The 18524-nt window shown below is 60.2% G+C and carries 19 protein-coding genes and 1 riboswitch; of the genes, 10 read left to right on the top strand and 9 right to left on the bottom strand.

Annotated elements, in window-relative coordinates; translation table 11 throughout:
• Positions 1–194: 194 nt before the first annotated feature.
• Complete coding sequence (locus tag R5R33_RS05100) at positions 195–479, bottom strand: TfoX/Sxy family protein (RefSeq protein ID WP_318954966.1); 285 nt, start codon at positions 477–479, stop codon at positions 195–197.
• Between the two features lie 388 nt (positions 480–867).
• On the opposite strand from R5R33_RS05100, the gene R5R33_RS05095 reads away from it, so the two are divergent.
• The 3 genes from R5R33_RS05095 (at position 868) to R5R33_RS05085 (ending at position 3124) form a co-directional block, all read left to right on the top strand.
• Positions 868–1617, top strand: coding sequence for a M15 family metallopeptidase (locus R5R33_RS05095; protein WP_318954965.1), 750 nt, complete (start codon positions 868–870; stop codon positions 1615–1617).
• 50 nt (positions 1618–1667) lie between these two features.
• On the top strand, positions 1668–2492 hold the full coding sequence (cysE, locus tag R5R33_RS05090) for a serine O-acetyltransferase (protein ID WP_318954964.1): 825 nt from the start codon (positions 1668–1670) through the stop codon (positions 2490–2492).
• Between the two features lie 74 nt (positions 2493–2566).
• Positions 2567–3124 carry a hypothetical protein gene (locus R5R33_RS05085; RefSeq protein ID WP_318954963.1) on the top strand — a complete coding sequence of 186 codons (558 nt, stop codon included), beginning with the start codon at positions 2567–2569 and terminating at the stop codon, positions 3122–3124.
• A gap of 10 nt (positions 3125–3134) precedes the next feature.
• Here R5R33_RS05085 and R5R33_RS05080 read toward each other — a convergent pair whose 3' ends face one another.
• The gene (locus R5R33_RS05080) at positions 3135–3746 is read right to left on the bottom strand and encodes a DNA-3-methyladenine glycosylase I (RefSeq protein WP_318954962.1); all 612 of its coding nucleotides are present in this window, start codon (positions 3744–3746) and stop codon (positions 3135–3137) included.
• Between the two features lie 97 nt (positions 3747–3843).
• Complete coding sequence (gene ppa / locus R5R33_RS05075; RefSeq protein WP_318954961.1) at positions 3844–4380, bottom strand: inorganic diphosphatase; 537 nt, start codon at positions 4378–4380, stop codon at positions 3844–3846.
• A gap of 187 nt (positions 4381–4567) precedes the next feature.
• Here ppa and R5R33_RS05070 point away from each other — a divergent pair, with 187 nt between their 5' ends.
• From R5R33_RS05070 to R5R33_RS05060, 3 genes are all read left to right on the top strand, one after another.
• Complete coding sequence (locus tag R5R33_RS05070; RefSeq protein WP_318954960.1) at positions 4568–6031, top strand: glutamine synthetase family protein; 1464 nt, start codon at positions 4568–4570, stop codon at positions 6029–6031.
• Between the two features lie 96 nt (positions 6032–6127).
• Positions 6128–7525: an aldehyde dehydrogenase family protein gene (locus R5R33_RS05065; protein ID WP_318954959.1), complete on the top strand. Its 1398-nt coding sequence runs from the start codon at positions 6128–6130 to the stop codon at positions 7523–7525.
• 2 nt (positions 7526–7527) lie between these two features.
• Positions 7528–8697, top strand: coding sequence for an iron-containing alcohol dehydrogenase (locus R5R33_RS05060; RefSeq protein WP_318954958.1), 1170 nt, complete (start codon positions 7528–7530; stop codon positions 8695–8697).
• Positions 8698–8709: 12 nt separating this feature from the next.
• On the opposite strand, the gene R5R33_RS05055 is transcribed toward R5R33_RS05060, so the two are convergent.
• The 4 genes from R5R33_RS05055 to R5R33_RS05040 are packed head-to-tail and all read right to left on the bottom strand — an operon-like array spanning position 8710 to position 12653.
• On the bottom strand, positions 8710–9591 hold the full coding sequence (locus tag R5R33_RS05055) for a choline/ethanolamine kinase family protein (protein WP_318954957.1): 882 nt from the start codon (positions 9589–9591) through the stop codon (positions 8710–8712).
• On the bottom strand, positions 9588–10226 hold the full coding sequence (pnuC, locus tag R5R33_RS05050) for a nicotinamide riboside transporter PnuC (protein WP_318954956.1): 639 nt from the start codon (positions 10224–10226) through the stop codon (positions 9588–9590). The genes R5R33_RS05055 and pnuC overlap by 4 nt, the downstream gene beginning before the upstream one ends.
• A complete protein-coding gene (locus R5R33_RS05045) occupies positions 10219–10479 on the bottom strand; it encodes a YkoF family thiamine/hydroxymethylpyrimidine-binding protein (RefSeq protein WP_318954955.1) in 261 nt (86 codons plus the stop codon). Before R5R33_RS05045 ends, pnuC begins: the two co-directional genes overlap by 8 nt.
• A gap of 41 nt (positions 10480–10520) precedes the next feature.
• Positions 10521–12653 carry a TonB-dependent receptor gene (locus R5R33_RS05040; protein ID WP_318954954.1) on the bottom strand — a complete coding sequence of 711 codons (2133 nt, stop codon included), beginning with the start codon at positions 12651–12653 and terminating at the stop codon, positions 10521–10523.
• Positions 12654–12720: 67 nt separating this feature from the next.
• Positions 12721–12837, bottom strand: a riboswitch (TPP riboswitch).
• Positions 12838–12999: 162 nt separating this feature from the next.
• On the opposite strand from R5R33_RS05040, the gene R5R33_RS05035 reads away from it, so the two are divergent.
• The 4 genes from R5R33_RS05035 to R5R33_RS05020 all read left to right on the top strand — a co-directional run bounded on the left by R5R33_RS05035 (position 13000) and on the right by R5R33_RS05020 (position 16419).
• Positions 13000–13638 carry an RpiB/LacA/LacB family sugar-phosphate isomerase gene (locus R5R33_RS05035; protein ID WP_318954953.1) on the top strand — a complete coding sequence of 213 codons (639 nt, stop codon included), beginning with the start codon at positions 13000–13002 and terminating at the stop codon, positions 13636–13638.
• Positions 13639–13839: 201 nt separating this feature from the next.
• On the top strand, positions 13840–14847 hold the full coding sequence (locus R5R33_RS05030; protein ID WP_318954952.1) for an LLM class flavin-dependent oxidoreductase: 1008 nt from the start codon (positions 13840–13842) through the stop codon (positions 14845–14847).
• Positions 14844–15371, top strand: coding sequence for a GNAT family N-acetyltransferase (locus tag R5R33_RS05025; RefSeq protein ID WP_318954951.1), 528 nt, complete (start codon positions 14844–14846; stop codon positions 15369–15371). Before R5R33_RS05030 ends, R5R33_RS05025 begins: the two co-directional genes overlap by 4 nt.
• 70 nt (positions 15372–15441) lie before the next feature.
• On the top strand, positions 15442–16419 hold the full coding sequence (locus R5R33_RS05020) for a hypothetical protein (RefSeq protein WP_318954950.1): 978 nt from the start codon (positions 15442–15444) through the stop codon (positions 16417–16419).
• Between the two features lie 19 nt (positions 16420–16438).
• Here R5R33_RS05020 and R5R33_RS05015 read toward each other — a convergent pair whose 3' ends face one another.
• Positions 16439–17437, bottom strand: coding sequence for a 2-hydroxyacid dehydrogenase (locus R5R33_RS05015; RefSeq protein ID WP_318954949.1), 999 nt, complete (start codon positions 17435–17437; stop codon positions 16439–16441).
• A 26-nt stretch (positions 17438–17463) separates the two neighbouring features.
• Positions 17464–18474, bottom strand: a complete 1011-nt coding sequence (locus R5R33_RS05010; RefSeq protein ID WP_318954948.1) for a hypothetical protein — start codon at positions 18472–18474, stop codon at positions 17464–17466.
• Between the last annotated feature and the right edge of the window lie 50 nt (positions 18475–18524).

The raw sequence follows: 18524 nt of genomic DNA, 5'->3' as shown, positions 1-18524 counted from the left end.
TGACCAGAGCGTTTGCGTTCCGGGGTTTAATGGGGCCGGAATGACCCTTTTACAAGGTCTTGTCGGTGAGAATTTCCGTGTGGCGATGCAGTTTTTATCCATACCGCAGGGCGCGAGCGGAAACTAATTCGAATTGGCACGGCAATCGCTAAAAAGCAGTGGTGATTTGTAAGCTGAGTGAAAGGATTCCGGGGTCAGGCGCTGTCTTTTCGCGCGAGCAATTGTTCCGCTTCGCTCACCAGATTGGCCTTGAGGTCAGGGTCGAGATCATTCCAGTGCACATCCAGCAGCGCCCCCTGCAGTGCGTAGAGCAAAACCCGGGATGCGTTGATGCCGCGGCGGCGAATACTCGCAAAGGCTTCCACCGGACCAACCCGCCGCAGATCTTCCAGGGTGCGTATGCCAATGGAGTGGAGAATATTGACAGAGGCGAGTCCCAGGTTTTTCAGTTTTAACAACTCTGATTGACTTGGGTGCATAAATTTCTTCCCTGAACTGTTGAGAATCTCCGGCTGCCGATGGCCGCCGTATCCCGTTTCCATGCGTCCCGCCAAATTGCCGGCGGATACGCCCTGAAGTTTTCCTTTCGGCCCACTCCCGGGCCAAAACACAACAGTCGTGCAACATATCACAAAAAAATAAAAGGCCAAACCGCGATCGCTTTTGGGGAAAATGGCGCTATAGCGAGGCGCCGTTTGTGTGTGGTGGTGATACTCGGGCGCCGAATGCGTTACAGTGCTCAGGTGGCGCGCCGCTATCAGTTGGTACACTTGTGCTATTTAGTCGCATATGCAGAAAAGCCTAGTCTTGTTTCTGGCGTTTTGCTGCGAGGTTTTTCCAAGGGTGTTTTCCGGAGGTTTTTCGACCATGCACCGACTCCTGCGCGACATGTTGTTCGGGCTGAGTGACGCGCACGTGATTCTCGAGCCGGTTTCCGGGCAGTTGATGCACCCGGAGGCACTCACCGCTTTTGACCAGTTGCGCCGCGACGCCCGTGAGGCCGGCTTCGATCCTAAAGTGGTGTCCGGGTTCCGCAGCTTCGAGCGCCAGCGCACTATCTGGAATGGCAAAGCCTGTGGTCGGCGACCGCTGCTCGACAGTGAATGCAGGGAACTCGACGTGGCGTGCCTGTCACCAGCAGAAATCGTATTCGCTATATTGCGCTGGTCAGCGCTGCCCGGCGCTTCGCGTCATCACTGGGGCACCGATTTCGACGTAATTGATACCGCCGCCGTGGCGGAGGACTACCGTGTGCAACTGACACCCGAAGAGGTCGCGGACGAGGGCGTCTTCGGCCCGTTCCACTGCTGGCTCGACCAGCGCATTGCCGAAGGCAACAGTTACGGGTTGTTCCGTCCCTATGCGGAAGATCGCGGCGGTGTTGCGCCGGAGCGCTGGCATCTGAGTTATGCGCCGCGGGCAAAAGAGTTTCAGCGACTGCTCACCGGCGATCTTTTGTGTGGGCAACTGCAATTGTGCCAGCTGGATGCGAATGGCGATGGGGACGCTGCAGGTGTGATATTTTCAGATACCATCTGCGAAAACATGGAAGAAATTTTTGCGCGTTTTATTGCCGTGCCGGAAGAGGCCTACCCCAATAATATTTCTCGCCTGTAAGGCCGTGTTTGCTGTCGCGCAGAGGTTGCCAATAGGAAAAAAGGGAACAAATGTTAGAAACGGGAGCGGATACCATCAACGAGAGTGAGCTGAAACATCGCGAAATCTGGTCCACCATGCGCGCAGAAGCAGCGGCAGCCGCTGCCGGGGAGCCGGTGCTGGCCAGTTATTTCCACAACACGGTATTGCGTCATCGCAGCCTGGACCGCGCGCTGGCATACCAGCTGGCGTCGGTACTGGATCACGCCGCCCTCACCGCCACCGCGCTGCAGGAAGTGATCGCTGCGGCACTGGCGGACGATCCGCATATTTCCCACTGTATGCAGGCGGACATCTGTGCCTGGTTTGATCGCGATCCCGCCTGCGACCAGTACCTGACACCGTTTCTCTACTTCAAGGGCTTTCATGCACTGCAGTCCCACCGCATTGCCCACTGGCTGTGGGAAAAGGGCCGGCACACGCTGGCGCTGTATTTCCAGAGCAGGGTGTCGGAGCAGTTTGCTGTGGATATCCATCCGGCGGCCACCTTTGGTTGCGGGATTATGATCGACCACGCGACCGGCCTGGTGGTAGGGGAGACCAGTGTGGTGGGGGACGATGTCTCCATCCTGCACTCGGTCACCCTGGGCGGCAGCGGCTGCGGCGGCGGCGACCGCCACCCGAAAATCGGCCGCGGCGTGATGATCGGCGCCGGTGCCAAGGTGTTGGGGCCGGTCAATATCGGCGAAGGCGTAAAAATCGCCGCCGGCAGCCTGGTGCTGAGGGATGTGCCCGCGCACGCCACCGTGGCCGGGGTCCCGGCGCGTATTGTCGCGGCAAAAAGTGTGGCGGAGCCCGCGTTTACCATGGACCAGACACTGGATTCCGACGACTGAATCCGATTGAATAGATCGCAGCAAAAAAACGACAAGCCGGGCACAACGGCAACACTATCGAGCGAGGCTCTTGCATGTCTGATTCCACTTACAGCGTGATTTTCCGCGGCGACCTGCAGCCCGGATACACCGTCGCCGACGTCAAAGCGAACTTTGCCCGCCTGTTCAAGATCGGCCCCGAAAGTGTGGAAAAGCTGTTCTGTGGTCGCCCGCTGGCGATCAAGAAGGCACTGCCACTGGCGCAGGCGGAGCATCTGCAGGCGACGCTGGCGAAGCTTGGGGCCCTATCCTCGCTCAAGTCCGAAGTGGAGGTAGTTGCGGCGGCCGCACAGCCCGCACCTGAGCCCGATCCCGCATCCGTACTGAAACCTGAAGCTGAAGAGGCGGTACCTGCTGCGCCGCAGCCCGCGGCCGACCCTGGGCTCTCACTGGCACCGATGCAGGGCTATCTGCTGAAGGAGCATGAGCGGAAAAAAGTCGAGCCGACGCAGGTGCAGGTCAGCCACCTGAGCCTGGCGCCCAGCGGCGGCAATCTGGTGGAGTCGTCTGAACTGAACCGGCCTGAGCCGCAGCCGGTGCAGGTGCCCGACTGGAAGTTAAATACCGCGGCGACCTTCAAGATCGCCGACTGAACGACAATATTTATTTGGCCGGGCTGTGGAATTGCTTCCTCGCCCGCGCCACTTCCCCGCGCGCCTTGCAGTCTTCCATGTGATCATTGATCAGCCCCATGGCCTGCATAAATGCATACACGGTGGTGGGGCCGACAAATTTCCAGCCGCGCTTTTTCAGGTCTTTGGATATCGCGGTGGATATGTCCGAGGTTGAGCGGGTTTGCGGTGCATCCAATTCACTCTCCCCGGGTTCAAAACGCCAGAAATAGGCTGCCAGCGAGCCCTCCTGCCTAATCATCTCGCGGGCGCAGCGAGCATTGTTGATCACCGCTTCAATTTTGCCGCGGTGCCGGACTATACCTTCATCCTGTAGCAGCCGTTCAACATCGGTTTCGTCAAATTTCGCCACTTTATTGAAGTCGAAATTCCGGAAGGCTTTGCGGAAATTTTCCCGCTTGCTGAGAATGGTGCGCCAGCTCAGCCCCGACTGAAATCCCTCCAGGCAGATCTTTTCAAATAGACGCCGGTCGTCGCCGACCGGGAACCCCCATTCGTTATCGTGGTAGGCGATGTACTCTGCAGTTGCCAGACACCAACTGCACCGCGGCTTTCCATCTGGTCCCTTTTCTGTGCTGGGCATATTCACTGTTTCCTGTGGATCCAATATTTGCTGAAGCGAATTTAAGGGCACAAAAAAGCCGGCACAAGGCCGGCTTTTTCGGGAAAGTGAAGGGCGATCAGCCTTCTTCTTTCAGGTAGCGCTCGCGGGAAGCCATAACTTCTGCGCGCGCCGCTTCAGCGTCGGCCCAGCCGTCTACTTTCACCCACTTGCCGGCTTCGAGTTTTTTGTAGTTCTCGAAGTAGTGCTCGATCTGCTTGATCAGCAGTTCTGGCAGGTCGCCGATTTCCTGCACGTGGTCGTACAGTTTGGTCAGCTTGGTGTGCGGTACTGCCAGCAGTTTGGCGTCTACACCGGATTCGTCGGTCATGTTCAGCACACCAACCACGCGGGAGCGGATCACGGAGCCGACCATTACCGGGTACGGAGCCACTACCAGCACGTCCAGGGGGTCACCGTCTTCAGACAGGGTCTGGGGTACGTAGCCGTAGTTGGCCGGGTAGAACATCGGGGTAGCTACGAAACGGTCTACGAATACCGCGTCTGCGTCCTTGTCGATCTCATACTTGATCGGCGCGTGGTTGGCGGGGATTTCGATGATGACGTTGATATCGTTGGGCAGGTCTTTGCCCGGGGAAACCTTCTCGAAGCTCATGACAGTTCCTGAAGTAATGGATGGTCGAAAAATTCGGAGCGCGGATTATATACCCTGAGCGAGCGCTAACATAGCCGCCAGCCATGGGAGGCTGAATCCGGCAGTTTTTGGCGGATTGACTATGCTGTAGGCAGGATTCCGCCCGCCGCCAGCAGGCGACGGGCCGGTCACAATAATGGAGCCCCTCATGGACGAGTCCACCGAACTGCCGACGTCATCGCCGGTATCTGTCACCCCATCTTCTCTCTCCAGCGCCACGGTTGCCGCGGCCACTGCTCCCCTCAGTCCGCGTCAGGTGCGCACGGTGGAGGAGGCGAAGCAGATTGTGGAGGCCCGCGGCCTCAGCCATGTGAAGGTGGGGCTGTTTGATAACGACGGCGTGATGCGCGGCAAGTACATGAGTCGCGAGAAATTCTTCGCCTCCCTCGACAAGGGATTTGCCTTCTGCGATGTGGTGCTGGGATGGGACGTTCAGGATCAGCAGTACGACAACACTCGCTACACCGGCTGGCACACCGGTTATCCGGATGCACCGGTGCGCATTCTGCCCCATACCTGTCGCGAGGTGCCGTTTGAAGACGGCATGCTGCTGTTCCTCGCGGAGTTCGATGGCGCGGCGGAAGCGGTGTGCCCGCGGGCGCTGCTGCGGCGGGTAATCCAGCGCTGCGAGCAGGCCGGGTTTGCTCCCTTCGGGTCACTGGAGTACGAGTTCTTTGTGTTTGACGAAACACCGGATTCCGCCCGCGCCAAGGGCTACCGCAACTTGAAGCCGTTTACCCCCGGCTGGTTCGGCTACTCGATGATCCGCAACTCGGTGCACGCGGACCTGTACCACGAGATCCTGGAGCTGGCCGAGCGTATGGATTTCCCCATCGAGGGGCTGCACACCGAAACCGGCCCCGGGGTGCTGGAGGCAGCCATCGCCGTGGATGGCGTCGGCGCGGCGGCGGACAAGGCCGCGCTGTTCAAAACCTTTATCAAAGTGCTGGCGGAGCGGCGCGGGCTGATGGCCACCTTTATGGCCAAGTGGTCCAACGACTATCCCGGCCAGAGCGGGCATATCCACCTGTCGCTGCGCAACAAAAAAGACAACACCTCGGCATTTTTTGCCGAGGGCCAGCCCCATTCCATGAGCGAGACCCAGCGGCATTTCCTCGCCGGGCAGCAGCGGCTGATGCCGGAACTGCTGTGCATGGTCGCGCCCACCATCAACAGCTACCGGCGCATGATCCCGGGTTTCTGGGCGCCTACCCATGCGACCTGGGGTGTGGAAAACCGCACCGCCGCGCTGCGGGTAATCCCCGGCAGCGACAAATCCCAGCGCCAGGAATATCGCCTTGGCGCCGCCGATGCCAATCCCTACCTGGCGCTGGCGGTTGCGCTTGGCTCTGGTCTGTACGGAGTGGAGCAGGGCTGGGAGCCGGGCAAAAAAGTGGAGGGCAATGCCTACGCCGCAGAGCAGCCGCAAGAACTCGCGCTGCCGCGCACCCTGTGGGATGCCGCCCAGCGCTTGAAGCAGTCCCAGGCGGCGCGGGATCTGTTCGGGGATGCGTTTGTGGAGCACTTTGCCGCGAGCCGCGAGTGGGAAGAGCGCGAGTTCCGCAAGCACATCGGCGACTGGGAACTGCAGCGCTACTTTGAAATTATTTAATCGAAAAATTATCTGAAATTACTGGTTGCCGCCGGGCAGGGGCGCGAAGCGCTCCCGCTATGTGCGCATCGCTATTGGCAGGACTTACCAATTGTCATGCAAAGACTTCAGTGCATTTCCCCCATCGACAACAGTGTTTACGTCGAGCGACCGCTGGCCACGGAATATGAAATCCAGAATGCCCTGAGCCGTGCACAGGGCGCGCAATTGAGTTGGCGGCAGGTTTCCATTGCCGAGCGCGCGGCACTGGTGCGCGCGGCGGTGAAAAATCTGCAGCAGAAAAAATCCGAACTGGCTGTGGAGATCTGCTGGCAGATGGGTAGGCCAGTTGCCTATGCCGGAGGGGAGATCGACGGTCTCGCGGAGCGCGCGCTGTATATGGCCGATCTGGCGGAATCTGCCCACGGTCCACTGAACGATATCCTGTTGCCGGAAAAGGCCGGCTTCCGGCGCTTTATTCGCCGTGAGCCGCTGGGTGCCGCGTTCGTCATCGCACCGTGGAATTATCCCTACCTCACTGCGATCAATGCGGTGGTGCCGGCGCTATTGGCCGGCAACAGCGTGATCCTGAAGCACTCGGCACAGACGCCGCTGTGCGCCGAGCGGCTGGTGGAGGCGTTCACCGAGGCGGGGCTGCCGCAAGGGGTTTTCCAGTACCTGCACCTGGACCACCGCGACGCCGAGCAGATCGTGATCAACGGCAGCGTGCAGCACGTCGCCTTTACCGGTTCCGTCGCCGGCGGTGCGGCTATGGAAAGCGCGGCGGCCGGGCGCTTTCTCTCTGTGGGGCTTGAACTCGGCGGCAAGGACCCGGCCTATGTACGTGCGGATGCCGATCTGGAGCACGCGGTGGCGTCGGTGGTGGATGGGGCGTTTTTCAATTCCGGGCAGTCCTGTTGTGGTATCGAGCGTTTATATGTCCACCACACGCTGTTCGATGAATTTGTGCTGCGGGCGACGGCACTGATCCGCAACTACCGCCTTGGTCGTCCCGATGATAAAGGCACAACTCTGGGACCGATGGTGCGTGCCACCGCCGCCGATTTTGTTCGCGACCAGATCGACGAAGCGGTGGCGCAGGGCGCGCGGGCACATATCGACGGCGGCGAGTTCGAACTGGACCAGCGCGGCAGCGCCTACATGGCCCCGCAGCTGTTGACCAACGTCAATCACAATATGCGGGTGATGAGCGAGGAGTCTTTCGGCCCGGTGTTGGGGGTGATGCCGGTGGCGGACGACAATGAGGCGCTGGCGCTGATGAATGACAGTGAATACGGCCTCACCGCGGCGATCTATTCCGCCGACGAGGACGCGGCACTGGCGCTGGGTGACGGGCTGCAGACCGGCACGGTCTTTTTAAATCGCTGCGATTACCTGGACCCGGCGCTGGCCTGGACCGGGGTTAAGAATTCCGGTCGCGGCTGCACATTATCCGGCATCGGCTTCGAACATCTCACCCGGCCCAAATCCTTTCACTTCAAACTCGTGCCCTGACCATGACGGACAAATCCTTTTTCACCAACTGGAATTACCCCACGGCGATGCGCGTAGGTGCCGGGCGGATTTCCGAATTGCCGCAGTTGTGTCGGGAACTGGGCATGGCGACGCCGCTGCTGGTGACCGATCCCGGTCTGGTGTCCCTGCCGATGGTGCAGTCGATTGTGGAAAACTCGCTGGTGGCCGGTTTGCCACTCGCGGTATTCAGTGAGATCAAGGGCAATCCCACCGGTGCCAATGTGAGTGCCGGTGTGGCCGCGTTCAGGGCCCACGGCTGCGATGGGGTCATTGCACTGGGCGGCGGTTCCGCGCTGGATGCGGGCAAGGCGATTGCTCTTATGGTGGGGCAGACCCATCCGATCTGGGACTTTGAAGATGTCGGCGATAACTATCTCAGGGTAAATACCCACGGCATGATGCCGGTGATCGCGATTCCCACCACCGCGGGTACCGGCTCGGAGGTCGGGCGTTCATCCGTGATTACCGATGAAAATGCCAGACTGAAAAAAATCATTTTTCACCCGCGCATGCTGCCGGAAATTGTACTGCTTGATCCCACTCTCACCCTGGGGTTGCCGGCACCGATCACGGCCGCCACCGGCATGGATGCACTGTCCCACAACCTCGAAGCCTTCTGTGCCCCCAACTTCCATCCGATGGCGGAGGGGATTGCGCTGGAAGCCATGCGCCTGATCAGTGTGTATCTGCCGCGGGCCGTCGCCGATGGCAATGACCTGGAGGCGCGCATGCAGATGCTGGTGGCCTCCAGCATGGGCGCCACCGCCTTTCAGCGTGGACTCGGTGCCATGCACGCGCTGGCCCATCCGCTCGGTGCGCTATACGACAAGCATCACGGCCTGCTGAACGCGATCCTGATGCCCTACGTATTGGTCGCGAACCGCACTGCTATAGAAGAACCCATGAGCCGACTGTCCCGCTACCTGGCTTTACCCACAGCGGGTTTTTGCGGGGTACTGGAGTGGGTGCTGTTCCTGCGCCGGGATTTCGCTATCCCGCACACGCTGGCGGAGATTGGCATCGGCGACGAGGACGCGGACCGGATCGCGCAGATGGCGGCCGCCGATCCGTCGGCACCGAGCAATCCACTGCCGTTTGGCGCCGACGATTATCGCGGAATTTTCCTTAACGCCTGTCGCGGCGAAATTTGACAGCGTCGGGCGTTAATCTACGGGCGTCGATGCCAGATCCTCGAGCCGGCAAATGCAGGCTCGAATATGTACAGCATCTTCCGCGCGACTCTGTTTGCCGCTGGTGAATTGCACCGTGTACCAGAGCACTTCCAGATACCTGTAGATCACCCGCCAATGGAACAGTCTGCGCCTGTCGCACTGGGCTGGCGGATGCTGTAGATATTCCTGCAGCAGGGTTTCACGCCCGTTGTGCGCCAGTCCATTTCCTTCCACGAACACCGCCAGATCGAAAAATGGATCGCCGCTGGCGGCATACTCCCAATCGATGGCTACCAGTCGACCATCTTCACGGCGGAGAATGTTGGTCGCCAGCAGATCGTTGTGGCACAGGTTGAGGGGGCCTTTGTGCAGTCTGGTGGTGGTGGTGATATGGGGCGCAATCTGCGGCTGCAGTGCGTGCAACTGCCGATGGAATTGTGACGTCCCGTCGCTTGCCGCAAGGTATAACGCAATCTTTTTATTGATATCCAGCCCGGCGGAAATTCCGGGCAGGGTGTGGATCCCGCGCAACAGTTGCGCTGCGTGTGTCAGGGCATTTTGGTCGCGGATGTCCAGTGCGGTGCCGTCGATATACCCGGTTACCTGATAGCGATCTGCTGGATCGCGGTAGATCAGCGGCGGACTGAGGTCGGCGCTGGCGGCGAGCTGTAGTGCTTCGGTCTCGGCATGGCGGTCGAGATTCAGCGAGTCGCTATTGCGCGCGTTGAGTCGTAATACCTGTAACTGCTCGTTTGTTTTGATCAGAAAACTGCGGTTGGTCAGCCCGCCGGCGAGCGGCCGGATCAGCTGCGGCAGGCTGTCGCTCCATCGCCGCCACTCGCTGGCGAGAAGATTTTCCGCCGCCGCACTCATATGGCGACCGCTTGCCCCGGTTCAACCTGCTGTTGCCGGTACAGGGTGTACCACTGGAAAAAGCCGATCACCACCAGAATCACGTAGAGCACAAACAGCAGAGCCGTGAGGTACAGCCCGCGGTCCAGGTACAGATAAATCGCGGCGCCGTCGATCACGATCCAGTAGAGCCAGTTTTCCAGTACCTTGCGGGTGACCATGTAGGTGGTCACCACGGCGCCCCAGGTGGTGAACGAGTCCAGATAGGGCAGGGCGGCACTGGTGTAATTATCCAGTACGTAACCGAACACCAGGGTAAGTACACCGACAGCGACAACTGCGCAGAGGTGAGTGGTACTGGACCAGCGGTGGATGTGCAGTGTTTCGCCATCACCTTTGCGAGCGCGCCACTGCCACCAGCCGTACACCGCGATCGCCAGATAAAAAATCTGCAGCGCGGACTCCATCACCAGGCTCACGTCCCAGAACAGGAACAGGTAAATTGCGGTGCTGGCAAACGCCGCGTACCAGCACAGGATACTCTCGCGCATCGCCAGCAGCAGGTAGGCGAGCGCCAGCACCACCGCGGCCACTTCCCACAGGGTCATGGCCGCGTAGGCACTTGCAAGAGCTTCGCGGATTTCCGGACTAAACATCGGCGGCAGGGCTCGGGTCGCCGTCGATAAATTTGCACACGAATATCGCGCGCCCGAACTGTTCGTGGCTTGTGCGCATCTCCGCTCTCAGTGTGTCCATCACCTCGTCATAGTCACCGAATACCTGGGTACTCATGGTGTTGGTGATGACCTGCAAACCCGGGTGCCGATTCAGGCGCTGGATAAAGTCCTTGATCGCCGGAATGTACTCGTTCTTCAGTGGGTACATGCTGATCTCTACGGAGAGCTTCATATCAAAACCTCTGGTTAAACCCTGGTAAAAAAAGTACCGCGTTAAAAGGTATAGCTACCAGATACCCCGGCAACCCGGGGTTCACCCAGCTGGTAATAGGCCTCCGGTGCATAGCCGTTGGCGGGATTGTTGCCGAACTGGTTGCTGAAGTAGAAACCGCGAGTGTAGTAAATCTCGTTGGTGAGGTTTCTGCCCCACAGGGACACATCCCAGTTGTCGCCGCGATAGGTGAGGCGCGCGTTGACCAGCTCAAAAGCGGTGGACTTCTCGTTGTGACTGTTGGAAAAGTAGAAATCGTCTTTGCCTTCCAGCTCCAGACGCGCCACCAGATTCTGGGTCAGCGCGAACTCTGCGCCGGTGAAGAACTGGTAGTTGGGCGCGTGGGCGAGGTCGCGGCCATCCAGGCTGATGGGGGTGACCTCACCGGTATAGTCGTCGCGCGCATCGACGTGGGCGCTGCTGACGAAATCCTCAAACTCCGCATTCAGCCAGCCCACACTGGCGAACAGGCGCAGGGCATCGCTGGCCTGGAAGTTCAGTTCTGCTTCCACACCGGTAGTGCGGCCGCCGGCGGCGTTGGTGAGGTAGTCGTCGAAGGAAAAATCTTCCGGATCGAAAATGGACTGCTTGGCCTGCACGTCGCTGCGGTCCTGATAAAACGCGGCGAGCTGTGCCTGCAGGCGATTTTCGAACCACTCACCTTTAATCCCCAGCTCGTAGTTGAGCATGTGTTCGGTGTCGAACAGGAAGGTGTCACTGCCGATGGCGGGGTTGCTGGCGGACGCGGAAATGATACGTCCGTTCACGCCGCCGGCCTTGTAGCCGCGGGACACGGTGCCATACACCAGAGTGTTGTTGGCAGCGGTAAATTGCAGGGTGATATTGCCACCCCACAGGTTTTCATCGGTGCTGTCGGCTACGGCGAGTGAGTCCTGGTAATCCGCGCGGCGCTGTTCCAGGCGCAGGCCGCTGATCAGTTCCAGGCGATCGCCAAGGGCGGTATTCAACTGGCCGTAAAGCGCGGCGTTGTCGGTGTCGAACTGGCTGGTGAAGCTTGCATTGCGCGCGAGCGCCTCTTGTTCGCTGCGCAGGTAAACGCCGACGACCCAGCCGGTGCTGTCGCCAAACAGGCTGCTCGCTTCGGTGGAAACCAGACGCAGGTCCGTGCTCAGGTTGTCGCGGTCGCGCAGGTAGTCGTCGGTGGAACTGTATTCCCAGGGGTGGAAGCCGACATAGGTCCAGTCCTCGTCGTAACCGTATTCGGTGTCGGAACTGGCGGCACTCAGGACGGACTTGAGGGTGAACAGGCTGTTGCCGGTCCACAGGCCGCTCACCGCGCCCGCAAGCGTTTGCTGACGGTCCCAGCCGGGCTGGTCGGACAGGGTGTTGCGGGAGTTGTCCAGGGTGAAGGCGTCGTAACCGTTATCCGCATCCAGATAAAACAGGGTGAAATCCAGCTGCAGGTCGTCGCGCGCCTGATAGCGGAGTTTGCCGCGGGCCACGGTTTCGTCGAGGTTGTTGGTGTCGTCGCGGTTAAGAAAACGGTTGTGCACATAGCCGTCGGATTGCTGGTTCTGCACGGCGAAACGGTAACCCAGTTGCTCCGACAGTGGACCGCTGGTGACCGCGGACAGGGTGTGAGAGCCGTACTGGGCGGCCTCCGCAGCGACCCTGGCGAAGGTTTCGTTTGCCGGGGCGTTGCTGGTCATGCTGACCAGACCCGCCAGCGCATTGGCGCCGTACACAGTGCCCTGGGGGCCGCGCAGGATTTCCACCTGTTGCATGTCCAGCGTGCTGGCAGCGAGGCCCAGGCCGGTGAAGTCGATGCCGTCGACAATCAGGCCCACGGAGGGATTCACCGGGTCGATAAACTGGCTGCGCTCGCCGATACCGCGGATCTGTACAAAGCGACCGCGGGAGGCACCACTGGCGAAGCTCACATTCGGCGCCAGATTCAGCAGCTGTTCCAGATTGGTGGCGCCGCGGGCCTCGATGGCCGCGCTGTTCAGCACGCTCACGCTGGTGGGGGCATCGAGCTGGGAGTGCTCGCGCAGCTGGCTGGTAACCGTTACTTCTTCCAGTGTGGCGGGTTCCGCCACAGCGATGGCGGCGCCGGCACTGGCGATTAGGCCGACACAGCGGGCGAGGGTACTTACTCTGGGGTGTGACTTCATGGCTCTCTCTCTTCATCCGATTGGAAAGAGACCCGGTGCGCGACGTGAAAAGGGGGGAGTGTGAGAACCCACACTGGGTACCTATTCCTACGCCGGTATTAACCGGATCAGGTTCAAGGGTTTGCCCGTTGGGATCACGCGGATCCAGCGGCATCTCAGGCGTTAGCCACCCCTTAGGTTTTACGGGCGCGATACTAGCAGATCGTTGGCGGAGCGGGAAACGGCGGAGTGCTCAACTCCTGCCTGACCACTTTAAATAATTGGCCAAACACCTATAATCGCCGGAACAATTTCTAACCACACCGAATATGCGGCCCTGAGTACCGGGCCAACGGGGGACCAATTCATGAAAATCGCACTGATGAACGAATTCAGCCAGGCGTCCAAAAACGCCATCGTGCTGAAAGAACTGCAGGACGTGGCCGGCGCGCTGGGCCACACCGTATACAACACCGGCATGAGCGATGACAACGATCACCGCCTCACCTACATCCACCTGGGCATCATGGGCAGCCTGCTGCTGAACTCCAAGGCCGTGGACTTCGTGGTGAGCGGCTGTGGTACCGGCCAGGGCGCACTGATGTCCCTGAACGCCTACCCGGGCGTAGCCTGTGGCTACTGCATCGACCCGGCGGATGCCTACCTGTTTGCGCAGATCAACAACGGCAATGCGCTGTCCATTCCCTTCGCCAAGGGCTTCGGCTGGGGCGCGGAGCTGAACATCCGCTACATGTTCGAGAAGGCTTTTACCGGTGAGAAAGGACAGGGTTACCCGGCTGAGCGTCGCGAGTCGCAGGTGGCAAACGCCGGCATCCTGAATCACATCAAGGAAGCCACAGCCAAGTCCTATCTGGACGGCCTCAAGGCCATCGATCCGGAGCTGGTGAAAACCGCAGTGGGCGGCGAGCGCTTCCAGGCCTGCTTCTTTGAAAACAGCCAGGACCAGGCGCTGACCGACTTCGTGCGCGCGGCACTGGATTCCTGAGTCCGACTGCGATCGCACAGAACGCTCCGGGATTCACCCGGAGCGTTTGTCTCTTCCCCTCTACTCTCCCTGTTCCACGTTCCTCACGTTCCTCACGTTTCCCCGTTACCGCGTCTTTACCCGCTCTTAGGTAATCCGCGCCCGCTGCGCTAGGATTGGCACAATTTTGACGTCCGAAATTTGTGTACCCAAGGAGTCACCGTGCGCGCATTTTCCCTGCTGGACCTCTCTCTCATAACCGAAAGCGGCGATGCCCGTCAGGCGCTGATGGATTCGCTGGACCTGGCGCAGCATGCGGAAAATCTCGGTTACAAGCGCTTCTGGATGGCGGAACACCACAATATGACCGGCGTCGCCAGCGCCGCGACCGCGGTGGCCCTGGGGCATATCGCCGCCGGTACCCGCAAGATCCGCATCGCCGCCGGCGGTGTGATGCTGCCAAACCACGCACCGCTGGTTGTGGCGGAACAGTTCGGCACCCTGGCAGCGTTGTATCCGGATCGCGTGGATCTGGGACTCGGGCGTGCACCGGGTACCGACGGCGCCACCATGACTGCGCTGCGCCGGGACCCGATGCACGCGGCGGATCACTTCGCCGAAGATGTGCAGGAGCTGCTACATTACTTCGCCCCGGAAAAACCCGGACAGCGGGTGCGCGCGGTGCCGGGTGTGGGCTTGCAGGTGCCGGTATGGCTGCTGGGCTCCAGCCTATATTCCGCGCAGCTAGCGGCGGCACTGGGTCTGCCATTTGCCTTTGCCTCGCATTTTGCGCCGGCCATGCTGGATCAGGCGCTGCACCTGTATCGCAGCAAATTCCAGCCCTCCGAATACCTCGCGGCACCCTACGCAGCCGCGGCGATCAATGCCTTTGCCGCGGACACCGAGGTCGAGGCGCGCAGGCTGATGACTTCCATCGAACAGCAGTTTGTGGCCCTGCGCCGCGGCACTCCCGGCCGCCTCAAGCCGCCTGTAGACGACCCCGCGATTATCTCCTCGCCGGTGGAGCGCGCGCAGGTAGCGCAGGCGCTGGTGGAATCCGCGGTGGGAACCGGGGACCAGGTTGCCGAGTGGATCGACCGCTTTGTCGCGCGTACCCGGGTGGATGAACTGATCGTGACCGGTGCCATTTACGATCACGCCGCGCGCCTGAAATCGTTCGAGATCGTGGCGGACGTATTGAATGCGCGAGTAAACGGGACACAGGCATGAGCGTAAAAACAGGGATGAGTGCAAAAAATGGCGACTTGCAAATACGCCCAGCGAGCGCCGATGACTTCGCGGCGATCTGGCCGATTTTTCACGAGGTGGTGAGTGCCGGCGAGACCTATGCCTACGATCGCAACACCGATCGCGAGCAGGCGTTTCGCCTGTGGATGGAGGCACCGCGCGAGACGTTCGTATGCGAAGCCGATGGCGAAATTCTCGGTACCTATTACCTGAAAACCAACCAGGCTGGCCCCGGCGCCCACGTGGGCAATTGCGGCTATATGGTGTCGTCCGCCGCCCGCGGTCGCGGTGTCGCTTCGGCGATGTGCGAACACTCGCAGCAGCAGGCGAAAGCGCTCGGCTACAAGGCCATGCAGTTCAATTTTGTGGCTTCCTCCAACGAAGGCGCAGTGCGCCTGTGGCAAAAACTCGGGTTTGATATTGTCGGTCGGCTGCCGCGCGCGTTTGATCATCCCGCGCGCGGGCTGGTGGATGCACTGGTGATGTACAAGTGGCTTGCCGATTAAAAACAACGGCGATACCGGGAGTTTGTATCGCGAGTAAAAACACATAGATCGTAAAAATGGAGTTTTACGTATGGTGGATGTTACTGCCCCGGGCAGCGTGAAATTGCTTTGCTGCGTTTGCGGTGAACCGGTTCCGGCACTGCAGCAGCGAGAGGCGGCAACTGCGGAATTTCCGCTGTGTCGATCGTTTGACTGCAATCGCTTTGTCGAGCAGAGACGCTCCCTGCCGGCCAACCTGTTTCGCGCTCAGCTGGAATTTTTGCGGACACAGTTTCGCGAACTAAAGAGCATACAGCAGGATCGCGAGCGAAGAATCAGTGCGCGGGTGGCGGAGGAGGAACGGCAAAACCAGCAGCTCCTGGATACTGTGCTGGAACACAGGCCGGCGCTCGCCGAGGGTGATGTCCAGCTGATGGTCATTCCCGCCGGGCGCACGCACGTTGCGCCGGTACCCCCGCAGCGTATCGACAATTACCGCACCCACCTGCAGGAAATGCTGGCGGCAGCGGAAGAATGCATTTCGACGTCCGCTATTGCCGAAGATCGGAACCTCCACTATGAGAAAGACTTCGAGCGGAATAGCGACCGTTTTCAGCGCACGCCCGAGCTGCAGGCGGTGAGCAACCAGCTGTGCGCCATGTGCCGCGGTGCCTGCTGTTCATCCGGTGGGGATCACGCCTACCTGTCGCCACTGATTCTGCGCAGAATGCTGGACGCGAATCCGGAACTGGGTGGAGACGATATCGTCGCCCGCTATCTGTCCTGTGTGGCGGCGGAGACCATCGAGGGTTCCTGTATCAACCAGACCGCAACCGGATGCAGCCTGCCGCGGGACATGCGCTCGGACACCTGTAACGCCTATTTCTGTGACCCCATTCTGAACTATCACCGCGACAGCGAAGATGCGGGTGCGGTGCGCACCGTATTCGCAGTACAGCGGGAAAACACCTTTGCCGGCACCATCGATCCGGATACAGCGAACGACGTCCTCGCCACGGCGCTGGTGACTGCACGCCGGCTGGAAAGGCTGCCGGAAAACATCGATTGAAATGCTATGCCGGTCTCTATCAGCCCGCTGATACCTCGATACGGGTGGTGAGCGGCTTGCCCTGTTCAAATTCGCTAAACGCCTGCAGTGCGGTCGTTGCGATATCCGAGAGTGCGTGATCAGTGAGAAACGCCATGTGCGAGGTGACGATCACATTCGGGAAGGTGAGCAGGCGGCAGAAGGTGTCGTCCTGCAGTACATCGGTGGAGCGGTCGTTGTAGAATAGGTTGGCCTCGTCCTCGTATACATCGATGGCCGCCCCGCCGAGATGCCCTGATTTCAGCCCTTCGACCAGCGCGCGGGTATCGATCAGTCCGCCGCGCCCGGTGTTGATGATCAGCGCCCCGGGTTTAAGTTGCGGCACCGTGGTCGCGTTGAGGATGTGGTGGGTTTCCGGTGTCAGCGGCAGGTTGAGCACCAGGATATCGGCTTCGCGGGCAAGCTCGGAAATTGTGCAATGGGTGGCAAGGTTGTCGAGTTCCGGGTGTCGCTGCAGATCGTGGTAGAGGAGGCGGCAGCCGAAACCGCTCAGTGCTTTGATCACCAGACCCCCGATCTGGCCGGCGCCGAGGATTCCCACGGTTTTGTCCGAAAGCTGTGTGCCGGTTAAGCCGTCGATACTGAAATTGAACTCGCGGCTGCGCAGGAAGGCGCGGTGAATTTTTCGCGTCAACGACAGGATCAGCCCCACGGTAAACTCCGAAACCGAGTGGGGTGAATAGTGTGGTACCCGCGCCACCGGGATACCGGCCTGTGCCGCTGCGTCGAGATCAATCTGGTTGTAGCCGATGGAACGGGTAACGATGACCTTGCAGCCGTTGGCTTTAAGTGTCGCGATGGTGTCGCTGTCGACCTGGTCATTTACGGTAACGCAAACCCCGTCACTGCCTTTACCGAGATGCACGTTATCGGGACCCAGCCGATCACTGCGATAGGTGAGCTGATGCCCGTGATCGAGATTGACTGCATCAAACGTCTTTTGCTCGCAACCCAGCGTGCTGAACAGTGTGATCTTCAAGGCTCACGCCTCCATTTTTTGCAGGTTCATCTTGCGGGCAGGCAGCGCGCCGCGGCATCGAGATACATCCGGGTTTTGTGCCGCCACTTGTCCGGGTTCGGCACCTCCTCGTCCAGCAAGTGTGCCGCCGCCAGCTGCGCGCGCAAAAAGGCGCGGTAACACTGGTAGAAGTGCACCAGTGACGGATCCGGCGCGCCATCTTCGGAGTAACGCCCCACAATCAATGCACACAGGTCCGGACGCCCCAGCAACTCGCATTCAAGTGCCAGGTAGCAGAGCTCATCCAGCGGATCCACGCAGCGCAGATCGCGGTTGAACTCCAGGCAGTCGATGATTTGCGGCGGCTCGGTAAGAAAACAGTGCTCCGGGCGCAGGTCGCCGTGCCCCTCGACGATATGCCCGTTCTCGGCGCGCTTGCCGACCAAGGCGCTGTGAGATCGGGTGAAAGCGACCAGCCTGGCGGCGAGCCCGTCGATCTCCACGCCATCCAGAGCCAGTGCCGGCGTGCGCAGCCCAGAACGTACGGTTTCAATGCGCTGCTGCAAGCGCGCCAGGTATTGAACGGCGCTCAGTGGCAGCGGTGCCGCAGCTCGATAGAAATCCTGCAAGCGCTGCAACAGTGGTGCCAGTGAATGCGCGCTGGCGCGGTCTATTTGTTGCGCCAGGCAGTCTTCCTCCCGCAGGCGACGCATTTTCACCAGCCACTCCACCGGTGTGCCGGACTGGCCCAGTGAGAGGGTGCCGGCGGCCGTCAGCCGCAGTGGCACCACGTCCAGGTAAACCCCATCCGTAAGCCGCCGGTTCAGGCGCAATTCCTCGCTGCAGACCCCGTAGCGCTTGTCCAGGCTGCTGAAATCCAGGTAGTTGAAACGCACCGGTTTTTTCATCTTGTAGACGAGGTTGTCGGTCAGAAACAGCCGCGCCATATGGGTTTCCATCAGGCACACGGACCCTGTCCCCTCCGGGTAACTGTCCGCAGAGAGCAGGAAGCGGGTCTTCTCCTCCAGACCGGGAAGTTCGGCGTCGGCTGTGCGCATGGTTTGAATCGGCAATTCGGTCCTGTTTGCTAGTCTAGTTGTATTACTCG

The organism is Microbulbifer pacificus (assembly GCF_033723955.1).
GTDB lineage: Bacteria > Pseudomonadota > Gammaproteobacteria > Pseudomonadales > Cellvibrionaceae > Microbulbifer > Microbulbifer pacificus.
Note: the sequence above shows the minus strand (reverse complement) of the source record. Positions and strands in the feature narration are given on the sequence as shown.